At 76.4% G+C, this 15729-nt stretch carries 16 protein-coding genes; 8 read left to right on the top strand and 8 right to left on the bottom strand.

Features of this window, described 5'->3' with window-relative positions:
- Positions 1 to 83: 83 nt before the first annotated feature.
- The 3 genes from NP075_RS06560 to NP075_RS06550 all read left to right on the top strand — a co-directional run bounded on the left by NP075_RS06560 (position 84) and on the right by NP075_RS06550 (position 2994).
- Complete coding sequence (locus tag NP075_RS06560; RefSeq protein WP_227564636.1) at positions 84 to 536, top strand: S-ribosylhomocysteine lyase; 453 nt, start codon at positions 84 to 86, stop codon at positions 534 to 536.
- Positions 533 to 1267 carry a 5'-methylthioadenosine/S-adenosylhomocysteine nucleosidase gene (mtnN, locus tag NP075_RS06555; protein WP_227564454.1) on the top strand — a complete coding sequence of 245 codons (735 nt, stop codon included), beginning with the start codon at positions 533 to 535 and terminating at the stop codon, positions 1265 to 1267. The genes NP075_RS06560 and mtnN overlap by 4 nt, the downstream gene beginning before the upstream one ends.
- A gap of 305 nt (positions 1268 to 1572) precedes the next feature.
- Positions 1573 to 2994: a DHA2 family efflux MFS transporter permease subunit gene (locus NP075_RS06550; RefSeq protein WP_227564637.1), complete on the top strand. Its 1422-nt coding sequence runs from the start codon at positions 1573 to 1575 to the stop codon at positions 2992 to 2994.
- Between the two features lie 18 nt (positions 2995 to 3012).
- On the opposite strand, the gene NP075_RS06545 is transcribed toward NP075_RS06550, so the two are convergent.
- The 4 genes from NP075_RS06545 to NP075_RS06530 form a co-directional block, all read right to left on the bottom strand.
- Entirely contained in the window at positions 3013 to 3753 is a 741-nt protein-coding gene (locus NP075_RS06545; RefSeq protein ID WP_227564455.1) for an esterase/lipase family protein, read from the bottom strand.
- Positions 3750 to 4553 (bottom strand): alpha/beta fold hydrolase, encoded by an 804-nt coding sequence (locus NP075_RS06540; RefSeq protein WP_227564456.1) that lies wholly within the window; start codon positions 4551 to 4553, stop codon positions 3750 to 3752. Before NP075_RS06540 ends, NP075_RS06545 begins: the two co-directional genes overlap by 4 nt.
- A gap of 105 nt (positions 4554 to 4658) precedes the next feature.
- On the bottom strand, positions 4659 to 6044 hold the full coding sequence (locus NP075_RS06535; RefSeq protein ID WP_227564457.1) for a sensor histidine kinase: 1386 nt from the start codon (positions 6042 to 6044) through the stop codon (positions 4659 to 4661).
- Positions 6041 to 6697, bottom strand: coding sequence for a response regulator transcription factor (locus NP075_RS06530; protein ID WP_227564458.1), 657 nt, complete (start codon positions 6695 to 6697; stop codon positions 6041 to 6043). The genes NP075_RS06535 and NP075_RS06530 overlap by 4 nt, the downstream gene beginning before the upstream one ends.
- Before the next feature lie 94 nt (positions 6698 to 6791).
- Between NP075_RS06530 and NP075_RS06525 the strand changes: the two genes are divergently transcribed.
- The 4 genes from NP075_RS06525 (at position 6792) to NP075_RS06510 (ending at position 10707) form a co-directional block, all read left to right on the top strand.
- Positions 6792 to 8039, top strand: a complete 1248-nt coding sequence (locus NP075_RS06525; protein ID WP_227564459.1) for a LolA family protein — start codon at positions 6792 to 6794, stop codon at positions 8037 to 8039.
- A 71-nt stretch (positions 8040 to 8110) separates the two neighbouring features.
- Positions 8111 to 9130: an ABC transporter ATP-binding protein gene (locus NP075_RS06520; RefSeq protein WP_227564460.1), complete on the top strand. Its 1020-nt coding sequence runs from the start codon at positions 8111 to 8113 to the stop codon at positions 9128 to 9130.
- On the top strand, positions 9117 to 9992 hold the full coding sequence (locus NP075_RS06515) for an ABC transporter permease (RefSeq protein WP_227564461.1): 876 nt from the start codon (positions 9117 to 9119) through the stop codon (positions 9990 to 9992). Before NP075_RS06520 ends, NP075_RS06515 begins: the two co-directional genes overlap by 14 nt.
- A 43-nt stretch (positions 9993 to 10035) precedes the next feature.
- Positions 10036 to 10707: a hypothetical protein gene (locus tag NP075_RS06510; RefSeq protein WP_227564462.1), complete on the top strand. Its 672-nt coding sequence runs from the start codon at positions 10036 to 10038 to the stop codon at positions 10705 to 10707.
- 12 nt (positions 10708 to 10719) lie between these two features.
- Here the strand turns inward: NP075_RS06510 and NP075_RS06505 are convergent, their stop codons facing one another.
- Positions 10720 to 12552 carry a threonine/serine exporter family protein gene (locus NP075_RS06505; protein ID WP_227564463.1) on the bottom strand — a complete coding sequence of 611 codons (1833 nt, stop codon included), beginning with the start codon at positions 12550 to 12552 and terminating at the stop codon, positions 10720 to 10722.
- On the bottom strand, positions 12552 to 12833 hold the full coding sequence (locus NP075_RS06500) for an acylphosphatase (protein ID WP_227564464.1): 282 nt from the start codon (positions 12831 to 12833) through the stop codon (positions 12552 to 12554). The genes NP075_RS06505 and NP075_RS06500 overlap by 1 nt, the downstream gene beginning before the upstream one ends.
- Before the next feature lie 105 nt (positions 12834 to 12938).
- Here NP075_RS06500 and NP075_RS06495 point away from each other — a divergent pair, with 105 nt between their 5' ends.
- Positions 12939 to 14357 carry an NYN domain-containing protein gene (locus NP075_RS06495; RefSeq protein WP_227564465.1) on the top strand — a complete coding sequence of 473 codons (1419 nt, stop codon included), beginning with the start codon at positions 12939 to 12941 and terminating at the stop codon, positions 14355 to 14357.
- A 71-nt stretch (positions 14358 to 14428) separates the two neighbouring features.
- Here NP075_RS06495 and NP075_RS06490 read toward each other — a convergent pair whose 3' ends face one another.
- Both NP075_RS06490 and NP075_RS06485 read right to left on the bottom strand, forming a co-directional pair.
- A complete protein-coding gene (locus tag NP075_RS06490; protein WP_227564466.1) occupies positions 14429 to 14863 on the bottom strand; it encodes a DUF5684 domain-containing protein in 435 nt (144 codons plus the stop codon).
- Positions 14864 to 14874: 11 nt separating this feature from the next.
- Entirely contained in the window at positions 14875 to 15690 is an 816-nt protein-coding gene (locus NP075_RS06485) for an alpha/beta fold hydrolase (protein ID WP_227564467.1), read from the bottom strand.
- Positions 15691 to 15729: the final 39 nt, after the last annotated feature.

Genomic DNA, 15729 nt, shown 5'->3' with positions numbered 1-15729 from the left:
GGCGCACGCCCTGCGCCCGCCCTGCGGACGCACGGGCACCCGGGCGCGCCGTGCCCCACACTTGTCGGGTGGACACACCGCGCATGAACGTCGAGTCGTTCAACCTGGACCACCGCACCGTCGTCGCGCCGTACATCCGGCTCGCGGACCTCAAGGAGCTCCCCCACGGGGACGTCATCTCCAAGTTCGACGTGCGGTTCACGCAGCCGAACGTCGGGCACCTCGAGATGGACGCCGTGCACTCCCTGGAGCACCTGTTCGCGGAGCACTCGCGCAACCACTCCGACCGCGTCCTGGACTTCTCCCCCATGGGGTGCCAGACGGGCTTCTACCTCATGCTCGAGGGCCGCTGGACGCTCGACGAGGTCCAGGACCTCGTCGCCGCGACGCTCACCGACGTCCTCGGGGCGGACGAGGTGCCCGCGGCCAACGAGGTGCAGTGCGGCTGGGGCGCGCACCACACGCTGAGCGGCGCGCAGGACGCGGCGCGGACGTTCCTCGCCGCCCGCGACGGGTGGAGCACGGTGACGGCGTGAGCGCCGACCTGTCCGCCCGGGCGGGCGCGCGCGTCGACGCGGTCGTCGTCACGGCGATGGGCGTCGAGGCCTCCCCGTTCCTGGACCGCGCGACGGCCGTGGGCGACGAGGTCGAGGTCGTCGGCGCCCGTCGGCGCGTCCTCGACCTCGGCGGTCCCCGTGTGCTGCTCGTGACGTGCGGCATCGGCCTGGTCAACGCGGCGACGGCCACGGCCCTGGCGCTGCACGGGTCGGGCGCGCGCGTGGTGCTCAGCGCCGGCTCCGCGGGCGGCATGGGGCTCGACGTGCGGGTCGGCGACGTCGTCGTGGGCGCCACGACCGTCTACGGGGCGGCGGACGCGCGCGTCTTCGGGTACGCGCTCGGGCAGGTCCCGGGCATGCCGGCGCGCTTCGACGCCGACCCCGGGCTGCTGGCCGCCGCCGCGGGCGTGGACGCGGGTGGGCTGACGGTCCGCACCGGCACCCTCCTGTCGAGCGACGTCTTCGTCGACGCCGAGCGCGTCGTCGGCCTGCGCGAGGCGTTCCCCGACGCGCTCGCGTGCGACATGGAGTCGACGGCGCTCGCGCACACCGCGCACCTGGCCGGTGTGCCGTTCCTGTCCGTGCGGGGCATCTCCGACCTGTGCGGGCCGATCGCGGGAGTGGACTTCGGCGCGCACGTCGACGACGCCGCCGAGCGCTCGGCGACGGTCGTCCTGGGCCTGCTCGACACGGTGCTCGCGACCGTCTGACGCGCGCCCCTCTGACTGACGCAGCCCGCGCCCCGGTGGCGCGGGCTGCGGGCTGTGCGGCCACGGCCGATGAGTGCGGTCGTCGCGGCAGGTCGGTACGGCGGACGGAATTGCGTCGACCCGCGCGGGGTTCTCCTCACAGACTCGTCGGGACGCGTCCGCGCCCTCCTCCGGTCCGGCCGGACCGTGCCAGCCGCCCCGACCGCGGGGCCAGAAGCGACAGGCGACCTCACGTGACCGACCAGAGCGCCCCGCCCACGACCGTGGCGGACCCCACCACCGTCGTCCCCGACGCACCGACGGCGATGTCGGCGCGCGACCGCCTGGCGGTCGTGCTCCTGCTCGTCTCGACGTTCGTCGTCATCCTCAACGAGACGATCATGGGCGTCGCGCTCCCGCGCCTCATGGACGACCTCGCGATCACCGCGGGGACAGCGCAGTGGCTGACCACCGCCTTCCTGCTGACGATGGCCGTGGTCATCCCCGTCACCGGGTTCTTCCTGCAGCGGACCACGACCCGTGCGGCGTTCCTCACCTCCATGGGGCTGTTCTCGCTCGGCACGCTGGTGTGCGCGCTGTCCCCCGGCTTCGAGGTGCTGCTCGTCGGCCGCGTCGTGCAGGCCACCGGCACCGCGGTGATGCTGCCGCTGCTCATGACGACGGTCATGACCGTGACCCCGCCCGCCTCCCGCGGGCGCACCATGGGCAACATCTCGATCGTCATCTCGGTGGCCCCCGCGCTGGGCCCGACGATCTCCGGGCTCATCCTGTCGGTGCTCGACTGGCGCTGGATGTTCGGCCTGGTGCTGCCGGTCGCGCTCGGCGCCCTGGCGCTCGGCGCCGCACGGCTGCCGAACGTGACCGAGCCGCGGTGGGCCCGGGTCGACGTGCCCTCGGTGCTGCTGTCAGCCGTCGCGTTCGGCGGGCTCGTGCTCGGCATGTCCCGCATCGGCGAGGTCGTCCAGGGCGGTGTGCAGCCCGTGACCGTCGGGGCCCTGGTCGGCGGCGCGGCGGCCCTCACGCTCTTCGTCGCCCGGCAGCTGGCGCTGCAGCGCACCGACGACGCGCTGCTGGACCTGCGCACGTTCCGCTCGCGCACGTTCGCCGTGGGCGTCGGCCTCATGGCCGTCATGATGATGTCGCTCTTCGGCGTCATCATCCTGCTGCCGATCTACGCGCAGGACGTCCTCGGCGTCGACACGCTGCGCACCGGGCTGATGCTGCTGCCCGGCGGCCTGCTCATGGGCCTGCTCGCGCCCCTCGTCGGGCGCGCGTACGACCGGGTCGGCCCACGTCCGCTGCTCGTGCCCGGCACGGTGCTCGTCAGCCTGTCGGCATGGGGCATGGCCCTGCTGCTGGGCGTCGGCAGCCCGCAGTGGCTGCTCGTCGCGGGGCACGTGACGATGTCGGCAGGGCTGGCGCTCGTCTTCACGCCGCTGTTCACGTCCGCGCTGGGGTCGGTCCCGCCGCACCGGTACTCCCACGGCTCGGCCGTGATCGGCACGGTGCAGCAGGTCGCCGGTGCCGCCGGGACGGCGCTGTTCATCACGATCCTGTCCGCGACGATGGCCGGGCTCGCGGCCGACGGCGCCTCGCCGGTCGTCGCCACCGCGGGCGGGGTGCGCGCCGCGTTCCTCGTCGGTGCGTTCCTCACGCTGCCGGCCATCGTGGCTGCGTTCGCGGTCCGGCCCGCCCCGGCGGGCGCGGTGGTGCCCGCCGGCCACTGACGGCCGGCAGGCAGCCCCTCAGGCGTCCGGCCGCTCGGAGGTGTCCCGCGCGAGGTGCGTGACCGCGTCCAGCACGGCCGCGTGCATCCGGGGGTCGTCCAGGGGGCGAAAGTGCCCGTCGAGCGGCAGCCGGACGTTGACCGCGCCCGGGAGCTCGCTGCCGCCCGGCACGTGCGGGTCGAAGCGCGCGTAGACCGACCAGATCCGCGCGTGCGTCGCCACGTCCCGCGCGAGCGCGAGCACGTGCGGGTCCACCGGTGACAGGGCACGGACCGGCCGCGCCGGGAACCACCGGGCGTACGTCGACCCCGCGAACGGGGTGTTGACCGCGACGAGGCCCGCCACGCGTGCCCCCGCGTCCGGGTCGGCCAGGACGAGCTTGCCGATCAGCCCGCCCTTCGAGTGCGCGACGAGGACGACGCGGTCGAGGTCCAGCACGCCCAGCCGGTCCGCCACGTGCCCCGCGGAGTCCTCGAGCGTGCCGAGGTTGAACCCCAGCGCGGGTACGGCGTGCACGGGGTGACCGGCGGCGTGCAGCGCGCGTGCCAGCCCGCCCATCACGGGCCACGTCTCGTAGACGCCCGGCACCAGCACCACGGGCGCCCGGTCCCCCGACGCCAGGCCGTCCGGCGCCGGCGGGCGCAGCGTCGCGGCGGCCTGCGCCCCGACGATCCACGTGTAGTCCCGCCCCCAGGCGACACCCTGCCGCACCAGCCGCCGCACGGCTCCACCCGCCCGCGCACCCCCGGACGCGGTCATCGCGCCACGTGCTCCAGCACCAGGTCGCCCACCTCGCGTCCGTGGTCGTACATCGCGGCGTGCGCCGCGCCGGCGACCGTGACGGCCCGGCCGCGGGGCGCGGCGGCCGCGAGCAGCTCCGCCCAGGGGTTCGGCGCGACGCGGTCGTGCTCGCCCCGGACGAGAAGCACGGGCACGTCGACCTGCCGCAGCCGGTCCTCGAGGGGATGGCGCATCATGTGCCGCAGCTCCCGGACGAACCAGCGCGGGCCGCACTCGACGTAGGCCCGCAGCAGCAGGGCGCGCAGCCGGTGCGACTCGAACGCCGTGCTCCGGGTCAGGTGCAGCATCTGCCGCGTAGCGGTGCGCGCACGCTCCTCGACCGTGGGCCCGACCAGCACGAGGTGCGACCCGATGCCCGGGGAGACGGCGAGCACCTCGGTGACGACCTGCGCCCCCATCGAGTGCCCGAGGAACGTCGCCCCCTGCACCCCGGCGTGCTCGACCCACCGCGTGACGAGCCGGGCGAGGTCCTCCATCCCCAGTCCCTCACGCGGCCGCGGCACGCGCGCGAACCCCGGCAGGTCGAGCAGGTGGACGGTGCCGGCGGACGCGAGCCGCCGCGCGAGCCTCCCGAAGGTCGCCGACGACGAGCCGAGCCCGTGGACCAGCACGAAGTCGCGGTGGTCCCGCTCCGGGCGGTCGTGCGCGGCGGCGTCCCGGACGGTCGACACCCGCAGGGCGAGTCCCCCGATCCGCAAGCGGTCGACCTGGACGTGCATCCCCGTGGGTGCAGGTCGCTCGCGGACCAGCAGCGTCATGTGTCCTCCTGTGCGCCGGCCCCCGGCGGGCCGCGCCGCCGAATCGTCCCACGGTGCTCCGCGACCCGCAGGTCCGGACGACCGGGGACGTGCGGCACAGCCCTCTCAGCCCGCCGGCAGCTCCAGCACGGCACGCGCCCCACCCGCCGGGGCGTCCTCGATGCGGACGTCGCCGCCGAGCTCGCGGGCGACCTCCCGCGCGATCGCGAGGCCGAGGCCCGCCCCGCCGGAGTCCCGCTCGCGCGCGTCGTCCAGGCGGACGAACCGCTCGAAGACCCGTTCGCGGTCGCCGACCGCGACCCCGGCGCCGTCGTCGTCGACCACGACCCGTGCACCGCGCGGGCCCCCCTGGACCCGCACCCGGACGTCGTGCCGGGCGTGCCGCACGGCGTTCTCGACGAGGTTCCGCACCGCGCGACCGGCGCCGTCCGCCGTGCCGATGGCGGTCGCGTCGCCGGCGACGTCCACGCGGACGCCCCGCTCGCGCGCGGCGGGCACCACCGACGCGACCGCGTCCGCGGCGACGGCACCGAGGTCGACGGGCCCGCGCTCGGCCTGCGAGGCCCCCACGCGGGCGAGCACCAGCAGGTCGTCCACGAGCGTCTGCATGCGGGCGACCTGCGGCTCCAGGTCCGCGACCAGGTCGGCCACCGGGTACGCCTCGGGGTGCGCGGCGGCGACCTCGACGGCGGCGCGGGCCGCGGCCACCGGCGAGCGCAGCTCGTGCGCGGCGTCCGCGACGAAGGCCCGCTGCCGGGCGGCCGCGACCTCCAGCCGGTCGAGCATGGCGTTGAGGGTGCGGGCCAGCGCCCCCAGCTCGTCGTCGGCGGCCGGCACGGGCAGCGAGCCGGGCCCGCCCGTCGACGCGACCCGGTCCGCCGCCGCGCGCAGCTGCTCGACGGGCGCCAGCGCACGACCCAGCACCGTCCACAGCACCAGGCCGAAGCCGGCGGTCAGGACCGGGACGATGACCAGCAGCGCGACCTGCAGCGCCCGCAGCACCCCCTGCACGTCGGTCGCGGGCACCGTCGTCACGAGGGTCGCCGGCTCCCCGCGGTAGACGACCGCGCGCACGGCCGCACGCGCGACGTCGTCGTACGCGCCGGCGTCGGTGCCGACGACCAGCACGTCGGTGCCCGCCCGCGTGCGCCACCCGGCGAGGGTCGCGGCGTCGACGACCGGCAGCGTGCGGCTGGCCGTGGTGGACGTGGCGATCACGCCGCCGGCGTCGTCGAGCAGCTGGGCGATCTCCCCGGGCTGGGCGACGGGGAGGGCGCCGGGGACCCGGTCGTCGGCGACGAGCGCGGCGAGGGTGTCCGAGCGCTCGCGCACGACGTCGTCGAGCGCCGCGGTGCGCGCGGCACCGAGGGCCACGGAGAGGGCGACCGCACCGGCCACGAGCACGACGGCCACGGCGACGGTCGCGACCAGCGTCAGGCGCGCGCGCAGCGACAGCCCGCGGCGGTGTGGTGGGCGCGCGTCGGCGGTCACGCGTCGCCCACCCGGTAGCCCGCGCCGCGCACCGTGGTGACGGCCGCGCGCCCGAGCTTGCGCCGCAGGTAGCCGACGTACACCTCGACGACGTTCGGGTCCTCCCCGCCGGTGTCGAAGACGTGGTCGAGCAGCTCGATCTTGCCGACGACCCGGTCACCGTGACGCAGCAGGTACTCCAGCAGGGCCGTCTCCCGCGCCGTCAGGTCGACGACGTGGCCGTCCCGCGTGACCTGCCGCGACGCCGGGTCGAGCGTCAGCGTCCCCGCGCGCAGCACCGCGGGACGCGGCGCGACGGGCCGACGCACCAGGGCCCGCAGGCGCGCGACGAGCACGACGAAGGAGAAGGGCTTCGTCAGGTAGTCGTCGGCGCCCACGTCGAGCCCGTCGGCGACGTCGTGCTCGCCGTCCTTGGCGGACAGCATGAGCACGGGCGTCCAGACGTCGTGCGCCCGCAGCGCCGTCACGACGTCGTACCCGTTGCGCCGCGGCAGCATGACGTCGACCACCAGGACGTCGTACTCCCCGTCGACCGCCATCGCCAGGCCCGTCTCGCCGTCGTGCGCGGCGTCGACCGCGAACCCCTCGGCCGTCAGGCCCCGGCGCAGCGCGCGCACGAGACCGACCTCGTCGTCGACCAGGAGCACGCGCACCCCGGCAGCATCCCACCGCCCGCCACCGCGGGCCGCGCCGCGGCGGCCCGGCACTCTCAGGGTCCGCTCAGGCGCCGACGTGCACGGTGGGGGCATGGACACCACCACCGTCTCCACCACCGGGCCGCGCAGGCGCGCCTGGGCCGTGCCCGCCGTCGCCGCGGTGGCCGTCGCCGCCGCGTTCGCGGCACCCCCGCTGCTCGCGTCGGCGGACACCGCCGGGCTGCCCGAGGTGACGCCGGCCGAGGTGCTGACGCGCGTCGCGCAGGCCGAGCCGCAGCCGCTGTCCGGCACCGTCGTGCACACCGCGCGCCTCGGCCTGCCGGACCTGTCGCTGACGGCGATGGGCGGCGCGGACCCGGTGAGCCTGCTCGGCGGGTCGACGACGCTGCGCGTGTGGACCGACGGCGAGCAGCGCTCGCGCGTGTCCCTGCTGGGCGACGCGTCGGAGTACTCGGTCGTGGCCGACGGCACGCAGGCCTGGACCTACTCGTCGTCGGACGACGAGGTCGTGCACTACGCGCTGTCCCCGCAGGACGCGGCGCGCGCGCAGGAGCTGCGGGCGACCGCGACGCCGCCGGCCGACCTGCCGACCCCCGACGAGCTGGGCCGCGAGGCGCTGGAGCGCGCGCAGGAGCACGCCACGGTCGGCGTCGACGCCGCCACGACCGTCGCAGGGCGCGACGCCTACCAGGTCGTGGTGACGCCGCGGAGCACGACGACGCTCGTCGGGCGCATCGTGGTCGCCGTCGACGCCCAGACGTGGACCCCGCTGCGCGTCCAGGTGTGGAGCAGCGACGACGCCGCGACGCCGGCGCTCGAGCTCGGCTTCACCGACGTGACGTTCGCGGCGCCGGACGACGCCGTCCTGACGTTCGCGGCACCGCCGGGCGCGAGCGTGCGCGAGGTGGCCGTGCCTCTGCCCGACGACGCGAGCCTCGCCCAGGCCGTCCCCGACGGCCTGCCCGCGGACCCGTCCGGCACGCCCGTGCCCGAGGGTGTGAGCGTCACCGGCACCGGCTGGGACACCGTCGTCGAGCTCACCGACGTCGACGTCGCCGCGCTGGTCGCGGGTGACCCCGCCGCGGTGGCCGAGCTGCCGCAGGCCGACAAGGAGCTCGGGTCCGAGGGCGCGCAGGAGCTGTACGAGCAGTTCGCCGGCGAGGGCGACGGGCCGCCCGTCGACCTCGACACGACGGCGCTGTACGACCAGCTGACGACGCCCGTCGAGGGCGGGCGCGCACTGTCCTCGTCCCTGCTGTCGGTCCTGGTCCTCGACGACGGGCGCGTGCTCGTCGGTGCGGTGCCGGTCGACACGCTGCGCGCGGCGGCGGACGCGTGACGACGCCGCCGGGGGCGACCGCGACGGCGGTCGCCCCCGCAGCGGCGCCCACCGAGGCGCACGCTGGTGCCGTGAGCGACGACGCGATCCGCACCCGCGGCCTGACCAAGCGCTTCCGCACCGGACAGGTGGCGGTCGACGGCATCGACCTCGCGGTGCCGCGCGGCGCGGTCTACGGGTTCCTCGGCCCCAACGGGTCGGGCAAGACCACCACGATCCGCATGCTCCTGGGGCTGGTGGCGCCGACCGCCGGGCAGGTGCACCTGCTGGGCGAGCCCATGCCGCAGGCGGCGGCGCGCGTGCTGCCGCGCGTCGGTGCGCTGGTCGAGGGTCCGGCGTTCCAGCCGTACCTGTCCGGGCGGGCCAACCTCGTGCGGCTCGACGCGGTCGACGCGTCGGCCGACCCCCGCACGTCGCGGGCCCGCATCGACGGGGCGCTCGACCGGGTGGGCCTCGGCGCGGCGGCCGACAAGCGCTACCGGCAGTACTCGCTGGGCATGAAGCAGCGGCTGGGCCTGGCGGCGGCGCTGCTGCGTCCGCGGGACCTGCTGGTCCTGGACGAGCCGACCAACGGCCTGGACCCCCAGGGCACGCGGGAGGTGCGCCACCTCGTGCGCGAGCTGTCCGACGCGGGCACCACCGTGCTGGTGTCCTCGCACCTGCTGGCGGAGATCGAGCAGGTCTGCACCCACGTCGGGATCATGGGGCACGGCCGGCTGCTGCTGCAGGGCACGCGTGCCGAGCTCACCGCGCGCCGCGGCGCGCGCGTGGTCCTGCGCGTGCCCGCGGCGGACGCGGACGCGGCGGTCGCCGAGCTGCGCCGCCTCGGCCTGACCGACGCCGCCGGCGAGCGGCCGGCGGCGGACGGCACGGTCACGGTGACCGCGGCCCTCGCGGACGACGACGGGACGCAGGTCGACGGCGCCGGGGCGCCGGACGGCGGCGCGCACGGCGCCGGGCCCCGACCCCAGGACGTCGCCGCGGCCCTCGTGCGGGCGGGCGTCGGCCTGCTCGCCCTCGACGTGCGCCGCCCGTCGCTCGAGCAGGTCTTCGTCGAGCTCACCGGGGAGGGCTTCGATGTCGCTCGCTGACACCGCGCCGGTCGACGCCGGCGCCGCGCCGGTCCGCCACCGCGGGGCCCTGGGGCGCCTGGTGCGCTCCGAGCTCGCGCTCGTGCTGGGCCGTCGCCGCAACCTCGTGCTGCTCGTGGGCCTGGCGCTCGTGCCCGTGCTGCTCGGCGTCGTGCTGTTCCTCGCGCAGGACTCGGGCCTGGACGGCCAGGGACCACCGTTCGTCGCGAGGGTCACGGGCAACGGCCTGTTCCTCGTCGTGGCGGCGCTGTTCCTGTGCACACCGTTCCTCCTGCCGCTGACCATCGGCATCGCGTCCGGCGACGCCCTGGCGGGCGAGGCGTCGGCCGGCACGCTGCGCTACCTGCTGGCCGTGCCCGTCGCGCGTGGCCGCCTGCTCGCCGTCAAGGCGCTCGGCGCGCTGGCGTTCGCGGCCGCCGCCGTGCTCGCGATCGCCGTGGTGGGCCTGGTCACCGGGGCCGTGCTGTTCGGCGTCGGTGACCTCACGCTGCTGTCGGGCACCACCGTGCCGCTCACCGACGGCGTGCTGCGGGTGGCGGGGGTCGTCGCGTACGTCGGCCTGTCGATGACGGGGCTGGTGGCGGTCGGGCTCTTCTTCTCGACGCTCACGGAGGTCCCGGTCGGTGCGATGGCCGCCACGGTCGTCGTGGCCGTCGTCTCCAGCGTGCTGGACCAGCTCCCGCAGCTGGAGGCCATCCACCCCGCGCTCCTGACCCACCACTGGTTCGACTTCGCGGAGATGCTGCGCGTCGTGCCGTCGACGGACGTCCTCGCCCAGGGCCTCGCGGTGCAGGCCGCCTGGGTCGCCGTGTTCGGTGCCCTCGCCTGGGCGCGGTTCACGACGGCGGACGTCACCTCCTGACGCCTCCCACGCGGACCCGCGCCGCCGGTGCCAGACTCGGACGGTGAGCGTGTACGGCACGGAGCAGGTCGCCGGTCCCGAGGGCCTGACCTACGCCGCGCTGCTCGTGCGGGCGCCCCGCGAGGACGTCCTGGGCGTCCTGGCACGCGAGCGGTTCTCGGGGTGGGTCGGCCCGTCGGAGGGCGGCTGGGTGACCGCCGTCCCGGACCGGCCGCGCGGCCACGTCGCCGCGCGCCGTCGCCGCGCCGGTGACGTCGCGGCGGTCGTCGCGGCGGCGCTGCACGTGAGCGTCGTCGCGGTGCTGGTGCAGCGCGACGAGCTGCTGCGGCTGTGGGGCTACGACGGCACCACGCAGGTCGTGGACTACGTGTCCGACGCGCACGTGGCCCACCCCGACGACGACGAGGCGTACGGGGTGCTCGGCCTCGAGGACGCCCCGGGGCTCGCGGCGCTGACCGGGCACCCCGAGGCGGCCGACGAGCTGACCGAGCTGCTGGGCGAGGAGCTGACGGACTCGGAGTCGGAGTCGGAGCGTCTCGTGGCGCTGTGCCGGCTCGTCGGGTGGCCGCCGTGGCTCGTCGCCGTCGACTCCCTGCCGCGGCGCGTGCCCACCGGGCCCGACGCCCACGCCTTCACGCGCCTGCGGGCGGGACGCACGGGTGTCGCAGGGCTGCTCGCCGCGCGGGCCGCCGCGGTCGTGCGCCGCGACACGTAGCCGACCGTCGCGTCACAGGATCCGCGGGGAGTCGGGGACGAGCCGACGCTGCAGCACGCCACCGAGCGCGAGGCCGGCCAGCACCCCGAGGCTGATCGCGACCATCGAGACCCCGGTCGTGACGATCGTCGTGAAGGCGTGCTCGGCCGAGCGCCCCAGCACCGACGTGACGCCGACGAGCCCCAGCGCACCGGGGACGAGCACCCAGAACCCCGGCAGGAACGTCACGAGGAACGGCGGCGCCCCCCGCCGCGTCGCCGCGAGCATGGCGACGGGGGTCATCGCCAGCGCCCCGACGAACGACGAGACCACGGCGCCGAGCAGCACGCCGCCGACCACCTGGCCCGCGTACGCCACCACGAGCACGAGCGCGATCCACGGCAGGGAGCCGCGGTGCGCGTCGTTGTTGAGCACGACACCGACGGCGTAGACCCCCACCCCCACCCACGGGCCGAGCCATCCGAGCGCCTGCCCCACGCCCTCGGTCCCGACCTCCGACGCGGGCACCCCCACGAGCCCGGCCGCGGCCGTGATGCCGAGCGCGAGCAGGACGAGCTGCATGACGCCGGCGGCCAGGCGCGACGAGCCGGCGATCATCTGACGGGTCGCGAGGTCGATGACGCCCGTGGTCAGCAGCGCCCCGGGCAGGAACGTCACGAGCGGCGCCACGAGCGGGGCGAGCAACCCCACCGGCCAGCCGGTCCGCACCAGGAGGAACACGGGCACCGCGACGGCGAACGCGCACACCGCCACCAGCAGGCCCCGGTACATGTCGGGGACCCGCCGCGTGAGGTGCAGCAGCAGGGCGACCGCACCCCCGAGGGCGGAGGCGACCAGGACGTCGAGCCAGCCACCGCCGAGCACGAGCGAGAGCCCCGCGGCGATGGCGACGTAGCCGGCGGCCCGGCGCACGGGCGTCGACGCGGGCTCCGAGCGCACGATCGCGGTGAGCGTCGCCAGCCCGTCCGCGGGGCGCACGTCGCCCCGCGAGGCGTCCGACGCGAGGTCGAGGACGTCCGCGACCTGGTCGAGGCGCAGCGAGCGCGTGCCGGCCGTCGACACCGCGGTCTGCACGGTGTCGTGCTGCGGCACCGACACGATCAGGGCGGTCGGGAAGGTCACGACCGCGGCGTCCGGCAGCCCGTTGACCGCCGCGACCCGCTGCAGCGTCGCGTTGACCTGCACGATCGGGGCACCGGCGTCGATCATGGCCTCACCGAGCCGGGTGAGGAACCTGACGGTCGCATCCCCACGGGCGGTGAGCGGGTCGGCGTCGTCGTCCGGTGTCGGCGTCAGCACGACCGTCGCGTCGGCGGCGTCCGCCGCGACGGTCGCGTCCCCCGGGAGCGGGAGCACCCGCGTCGGGGTCTCGTCGCGACCGACCGCGCCGCCCACCGGTGACGTGCCGGCACCCGGCCCGGACGGGGTGGCGCCACCGCGGCGCCACCACCACCACAGCCAGGCCGCCGCCAGCACCAGCACGACCGCCGCGGTGGCCACGACCGCCCACGGCACGTCGGACTCCACGACCGCGGGCTGCGACGGCCAGGTCGGCACCTGCACGGTCGACGTGGCCGTGGGACCGGGCGTGGGCTCGAGCGTCGTGGCGCTCGGGCTCGGCTCCGGGCTGGGCGTCGGTGTGGCCTCGGCCGTCGGCTGCACCGTGGCCGACGTCGGGACCGGGGACGGCGGGTCGGCAGTGGCGCTGGGGGCGGGGGCGTCGGTCGGCTCGGGCGACGGCGTCACCTCCGGGCCGCTCGGCTCGGCAGTGGGCACCTCCTGCGGCGCGGGCGTCACGACGGGGTCCGGCGCGGTCCCCCGCCACCCCACGGACCACACCGGCATCACGGCTCGACCTCGAACGCGGTCAGCCCCTGCGAGGGCTCGGCGACGACGTCGACGCCCGTCACGCGCGCGTGCCGCGGACCGTCGGCGAGGTGGGCGAGCATCGCGTCGACCTGCGTCTGCTCACCCTCGACGACCACCTCGACGGCGCCGTCGAGGCGGTTGCGCACCCAGCCCGCGACCCCCGTCCGGTCCGCCTCCTGCGCGCACCACCACCGGAACCCGACGCCCTGGACGACGCCGCGCACGACCACCCGTCGACGGACCACCCCACGCTGCACGCGCACCTCCTTCGTCCGGCAGGCTATCGACGCGGCGCCGCCCCCGCCGGGCGTGGCGTCGCGCCTGTGCCGGTGCCAGGTGGAGACGCACGGCAGGATGGGGGGGTGACCATCACCTCGGAACCCCCCCGGCGGCTGCGCTCTGCGCTGTTCGTCGACTTCGACAACGTGTACATCGGCCTGGCGCGCCTCGACCCGGCGGCTGCAGAGGCGTTCGCGACCGACCCCGGCCACTGGCTGTCCGAGCTGGGCCAGGGGTCCGACGTCGACGGCGACCTCACGCGCCGGTTCCTGGTCCGGGCCTGCTACCTCAACCCGTCGGTGTACTCCCGCTTCCGGCCGAACTTCACGCGCGCCGGCTTCCAGGTCGTCGACTGCCCCTCGCTGACCCAGCAGGGCAAGTCCAGCGCCGACATCAACCTGGTCCTCGACGCCGTCGACGCGCTCGCCGCGACCACGCGCTACGACGAGTTCGTCATCGTGTCCGCGGACGCGGACTTCACGCCCCTCGCGCAGCGGTGCCGCGCCGACGACCGCCGCGTCACGATCATCACCGCCTCGCCGGCCGCGTCCGCCTACCGCTCCGTGGCCGACACGGTCATCGGCGCGGACGCGCTCGCGGACCTCGTGACGCAGACGGCGTCCACGCTCGACGCCGAGCCGACCGTCGAGCCGGACGCCGCCGCACCCGTCGACGCCGCACCCGAGGCGGCGGCCCCCGAGGCCGCCGCCCCCACGACGCAGCGCGGCTCGCGGCGTGCGACCCGACCGGCCACGGCGTCCAAGGAGGCCCCGGTCGAGGAGGCCCCCGTCGAGGAGGCGCCGCCGGCTGCGGCCGCACCGGCGCGCGCGACGTCCCGGGCGCGCGTCGCCGACCGCGTCGTCGACGAGGCCGAGGCCCGTGCACGCCGCGCCGTGCGCCGTGCCGTGCGCACCGCCGACGCACCCCTGCCGCTCGGCGCCGCGGCGCAGGTCGCCCAGACGGCCGACCCCTCGCTCGCGGCCTCGCAGTGGGCCGGCACCGGCGGTTTCACGGCGTGGCTCTCGCGCGCGCTGCCCGACCTCGACGTGTCGACCCGCCCGCCGGGGCACGTGTGGGACCCGCAGCGCTTCGGCGAGGCGGACCTGCCGGGCGCCGTGGCGGACACGGCACCCAACCAGCTGCAGCGTCAGGTCATCGCCGTGACGGACACCCCCGGACTGAGCCAGGCCCAGTACCGGGTGCTGCTCCAGACCCTGGCCTCCGACGTGGCCGCCCACCCGTTCGACCGCGTCGCGACGTCCCGGCGCGTGCACGAGGCGTGCCAGCAGTCGGGGGCGAAGGTGGGGCGCTCCACCGTCAACTTCGTGATCTCGGGGGTGCTGTACACCGGGCTGTCGCTGGACACGAAGCCCACGCCCGAGCAGGTCGCGCGGGGTTGGGCCGACAACGTGATCGGCCTGTGCCGCGGCGCCCGCATGGAGCTGACCAACGGCGACGCCGCGGCGATCCGCGCGTGGGTCGGCGGCGGGCTGGCAGGCTGACGGACCCCTGACGTGAGCCGGCCCGGTCGCCACGAGGCGACCGGGCCGGACGGGTGGACGACGCCGGTGCGTCAGGCGGCGTACGCGGCGGTGGGCGACGCCGGTGCGAGCGCGGCCGGGCCGCGGTACGTGCTGGAGCCGAGCCACAGGATCCACGTGAACACCACCGGCAGCAGGACGAGCCCGACAGTGAACCCGGCCTCGTGCCCGAACGACTTGGACAGGTCGTTCATGATGATGATCGCCGCGACGACGTTCACACCGGGGACCAGCAGCAGCACGATCCACCACAGCGGTCGGCCGACGACCTCGAGCAGCACGATGAGGTTGTAGATCGGCACGAAGGCGGCCCAGCCGGGCTTGCCCGCCTTGGTGAACACACCCATGAGGCCGAGGGACCCGACGACGTAGCCGACGAGGCCGGCGATCAGGGCGAAGACGAGCAGGCCGCCGGCCGCCGCGGCTGCCTCGGCGTCGGTGATCGGGACAGCGAGAAGAGTGGACATGAGCGCGAACACTAGCGATCGCGCGGACTCCGCGTGTCCGGTTCGGGACGTTGGTCCCGCGTGTCGTCGGCGGTTCGCCCGGACGGCGCATCATGCGCCGGCCGCGCGAGGAACTGGCTGACCGACGCGGCGAGCCGGTAGGGCCGCTGGACGGGCAGCATGTGCCCTGCACCGGGCACGACCTGGAGACGTCCGTCGGGGACCGAGCGGGCGACGAGCCGGGAGTGCTCGGGCCGGACGACGTCGCGCTCCCCCACGACGACCAGCGTCCGGGCCCGCACCCGCGCCAGGTCGGCGGGGTCCAGGTGCGGGTCGTCGGCCATCAGGGCGAGCCGCTCGGTCCGGCCCCGCAGGGGTGGCACGACGCGGGCGACGGCGCGGTGGACGGCGTACGCGGCTCGCACGCGGGCCAGGACCCCGGCGGTCAGGCCGGCCGGGTCCAGGTTGGCACCGACGACCACGAGCCGGTCCACGCGGCCGGGATGACGGGCGGCGAGCTCGAGGGCGACGTTCCCGCCGTCCGAGAACCCGAGCACGTCGGCGCGGGCCAGGCCGAGCAGGTCCAGCACCTCCACCACGTCCTGCGCCATCGTCGCGATCCGCAGCGGCCCGTCGCCGCGCGGGCTGCGGCCGTGACCGCGCGAGTCGACGCCGACGAGCAGGTGCCCGGCGGCGAGCGTCGGGACCATGCGGTCGAAGACGTGGTGGTCCTCGCCGTTGCCGTGCAGCAGCACGAGCGGTCGGCCGGCCCCGCGCGTGACGACCCACAGCGGCCCGACCTGCGCACCCGGTGCGGGCAGGCGGGGCGGCCCCGCGTCGGTGGTCACACGCCGACCCTAGGCGTCCGGGGCGGCGCGCGGGGAGCC

The organism is Cellulomonas wangsupingiae (assembly GCF_024508275.1).
GTDB classification, from domain to species: domain Bacteria; phylum Actinomycetota; class Actinomycetes; order Actinomycetales; family Cellulomonadaceae; genus Cellulomonas; species Cellulomonas wangsupingiae.
The sequence above is the reverse complement of the archived record's forward strand: the minus strand, read 5'-3'. Positions and strand labels throughout refer to the sequence as shown.

Bases quoted from the DNA above. Each gene is read 5' to 3' on its own strand.
- NP075_RS06560 (WP_227564636.1), top strand. From the start codon at position 84: ATGAACGTCGAGTCGTTCAACCTGGACCACCGCACCGTCGTCGCGCCG.
- NP075_RS06550 (WP_227564637.1), top strand. From the start codon at position 1,573: ATGTCGGCGCGCGACCGCCTGGCGGTCGTGCTCCTGCTCGTCTCGACG.
- NP075_RS06545 (WP_227564455.1), bottom strand. From the start codon at position 3,753: ATGACCGCGTCCGGGGGTGCGCGGGCGGGTGGAGCCGTGCGGCGGCTG.
- NP075_RS06540 (WP_227564456.1), bottom strand. From the start codon at position 4,553: ATGACGCTGCTGGTCCGCGAGCGACCTGCACCCACGGGGATGCACGTC.
- NP075_RS06525 (WP_227564459.1), top strand. From the start codon at position 6,792: ATGGACACCACCACCGTCTCCACCACCGGGCCGCGCAGGCGCGCCTGG.
- NP075_RS06515 (WP_227564461.1), top strand. From the start codon at position 9,117: ATGTCGCTCGCTGACACCGCGCCGGTCGACGCCGGCGCCGCGCCGGTC.
- NP075_RS06505 (WP_227564463.1), bottom strand. From the start codon at position 12,552: ATGCCGGTGTGGTCCGTGGGGTGGCGGGGGACCGCGCCGGACCCCGTC.
- NP075_RS06490 (WP_227564466.1), bottom strand. From the start codon at position 14,863: ATGTCCACTCTTCTCGCTGTCCCGATCACCGACGCCGAGGCAGCCGCG.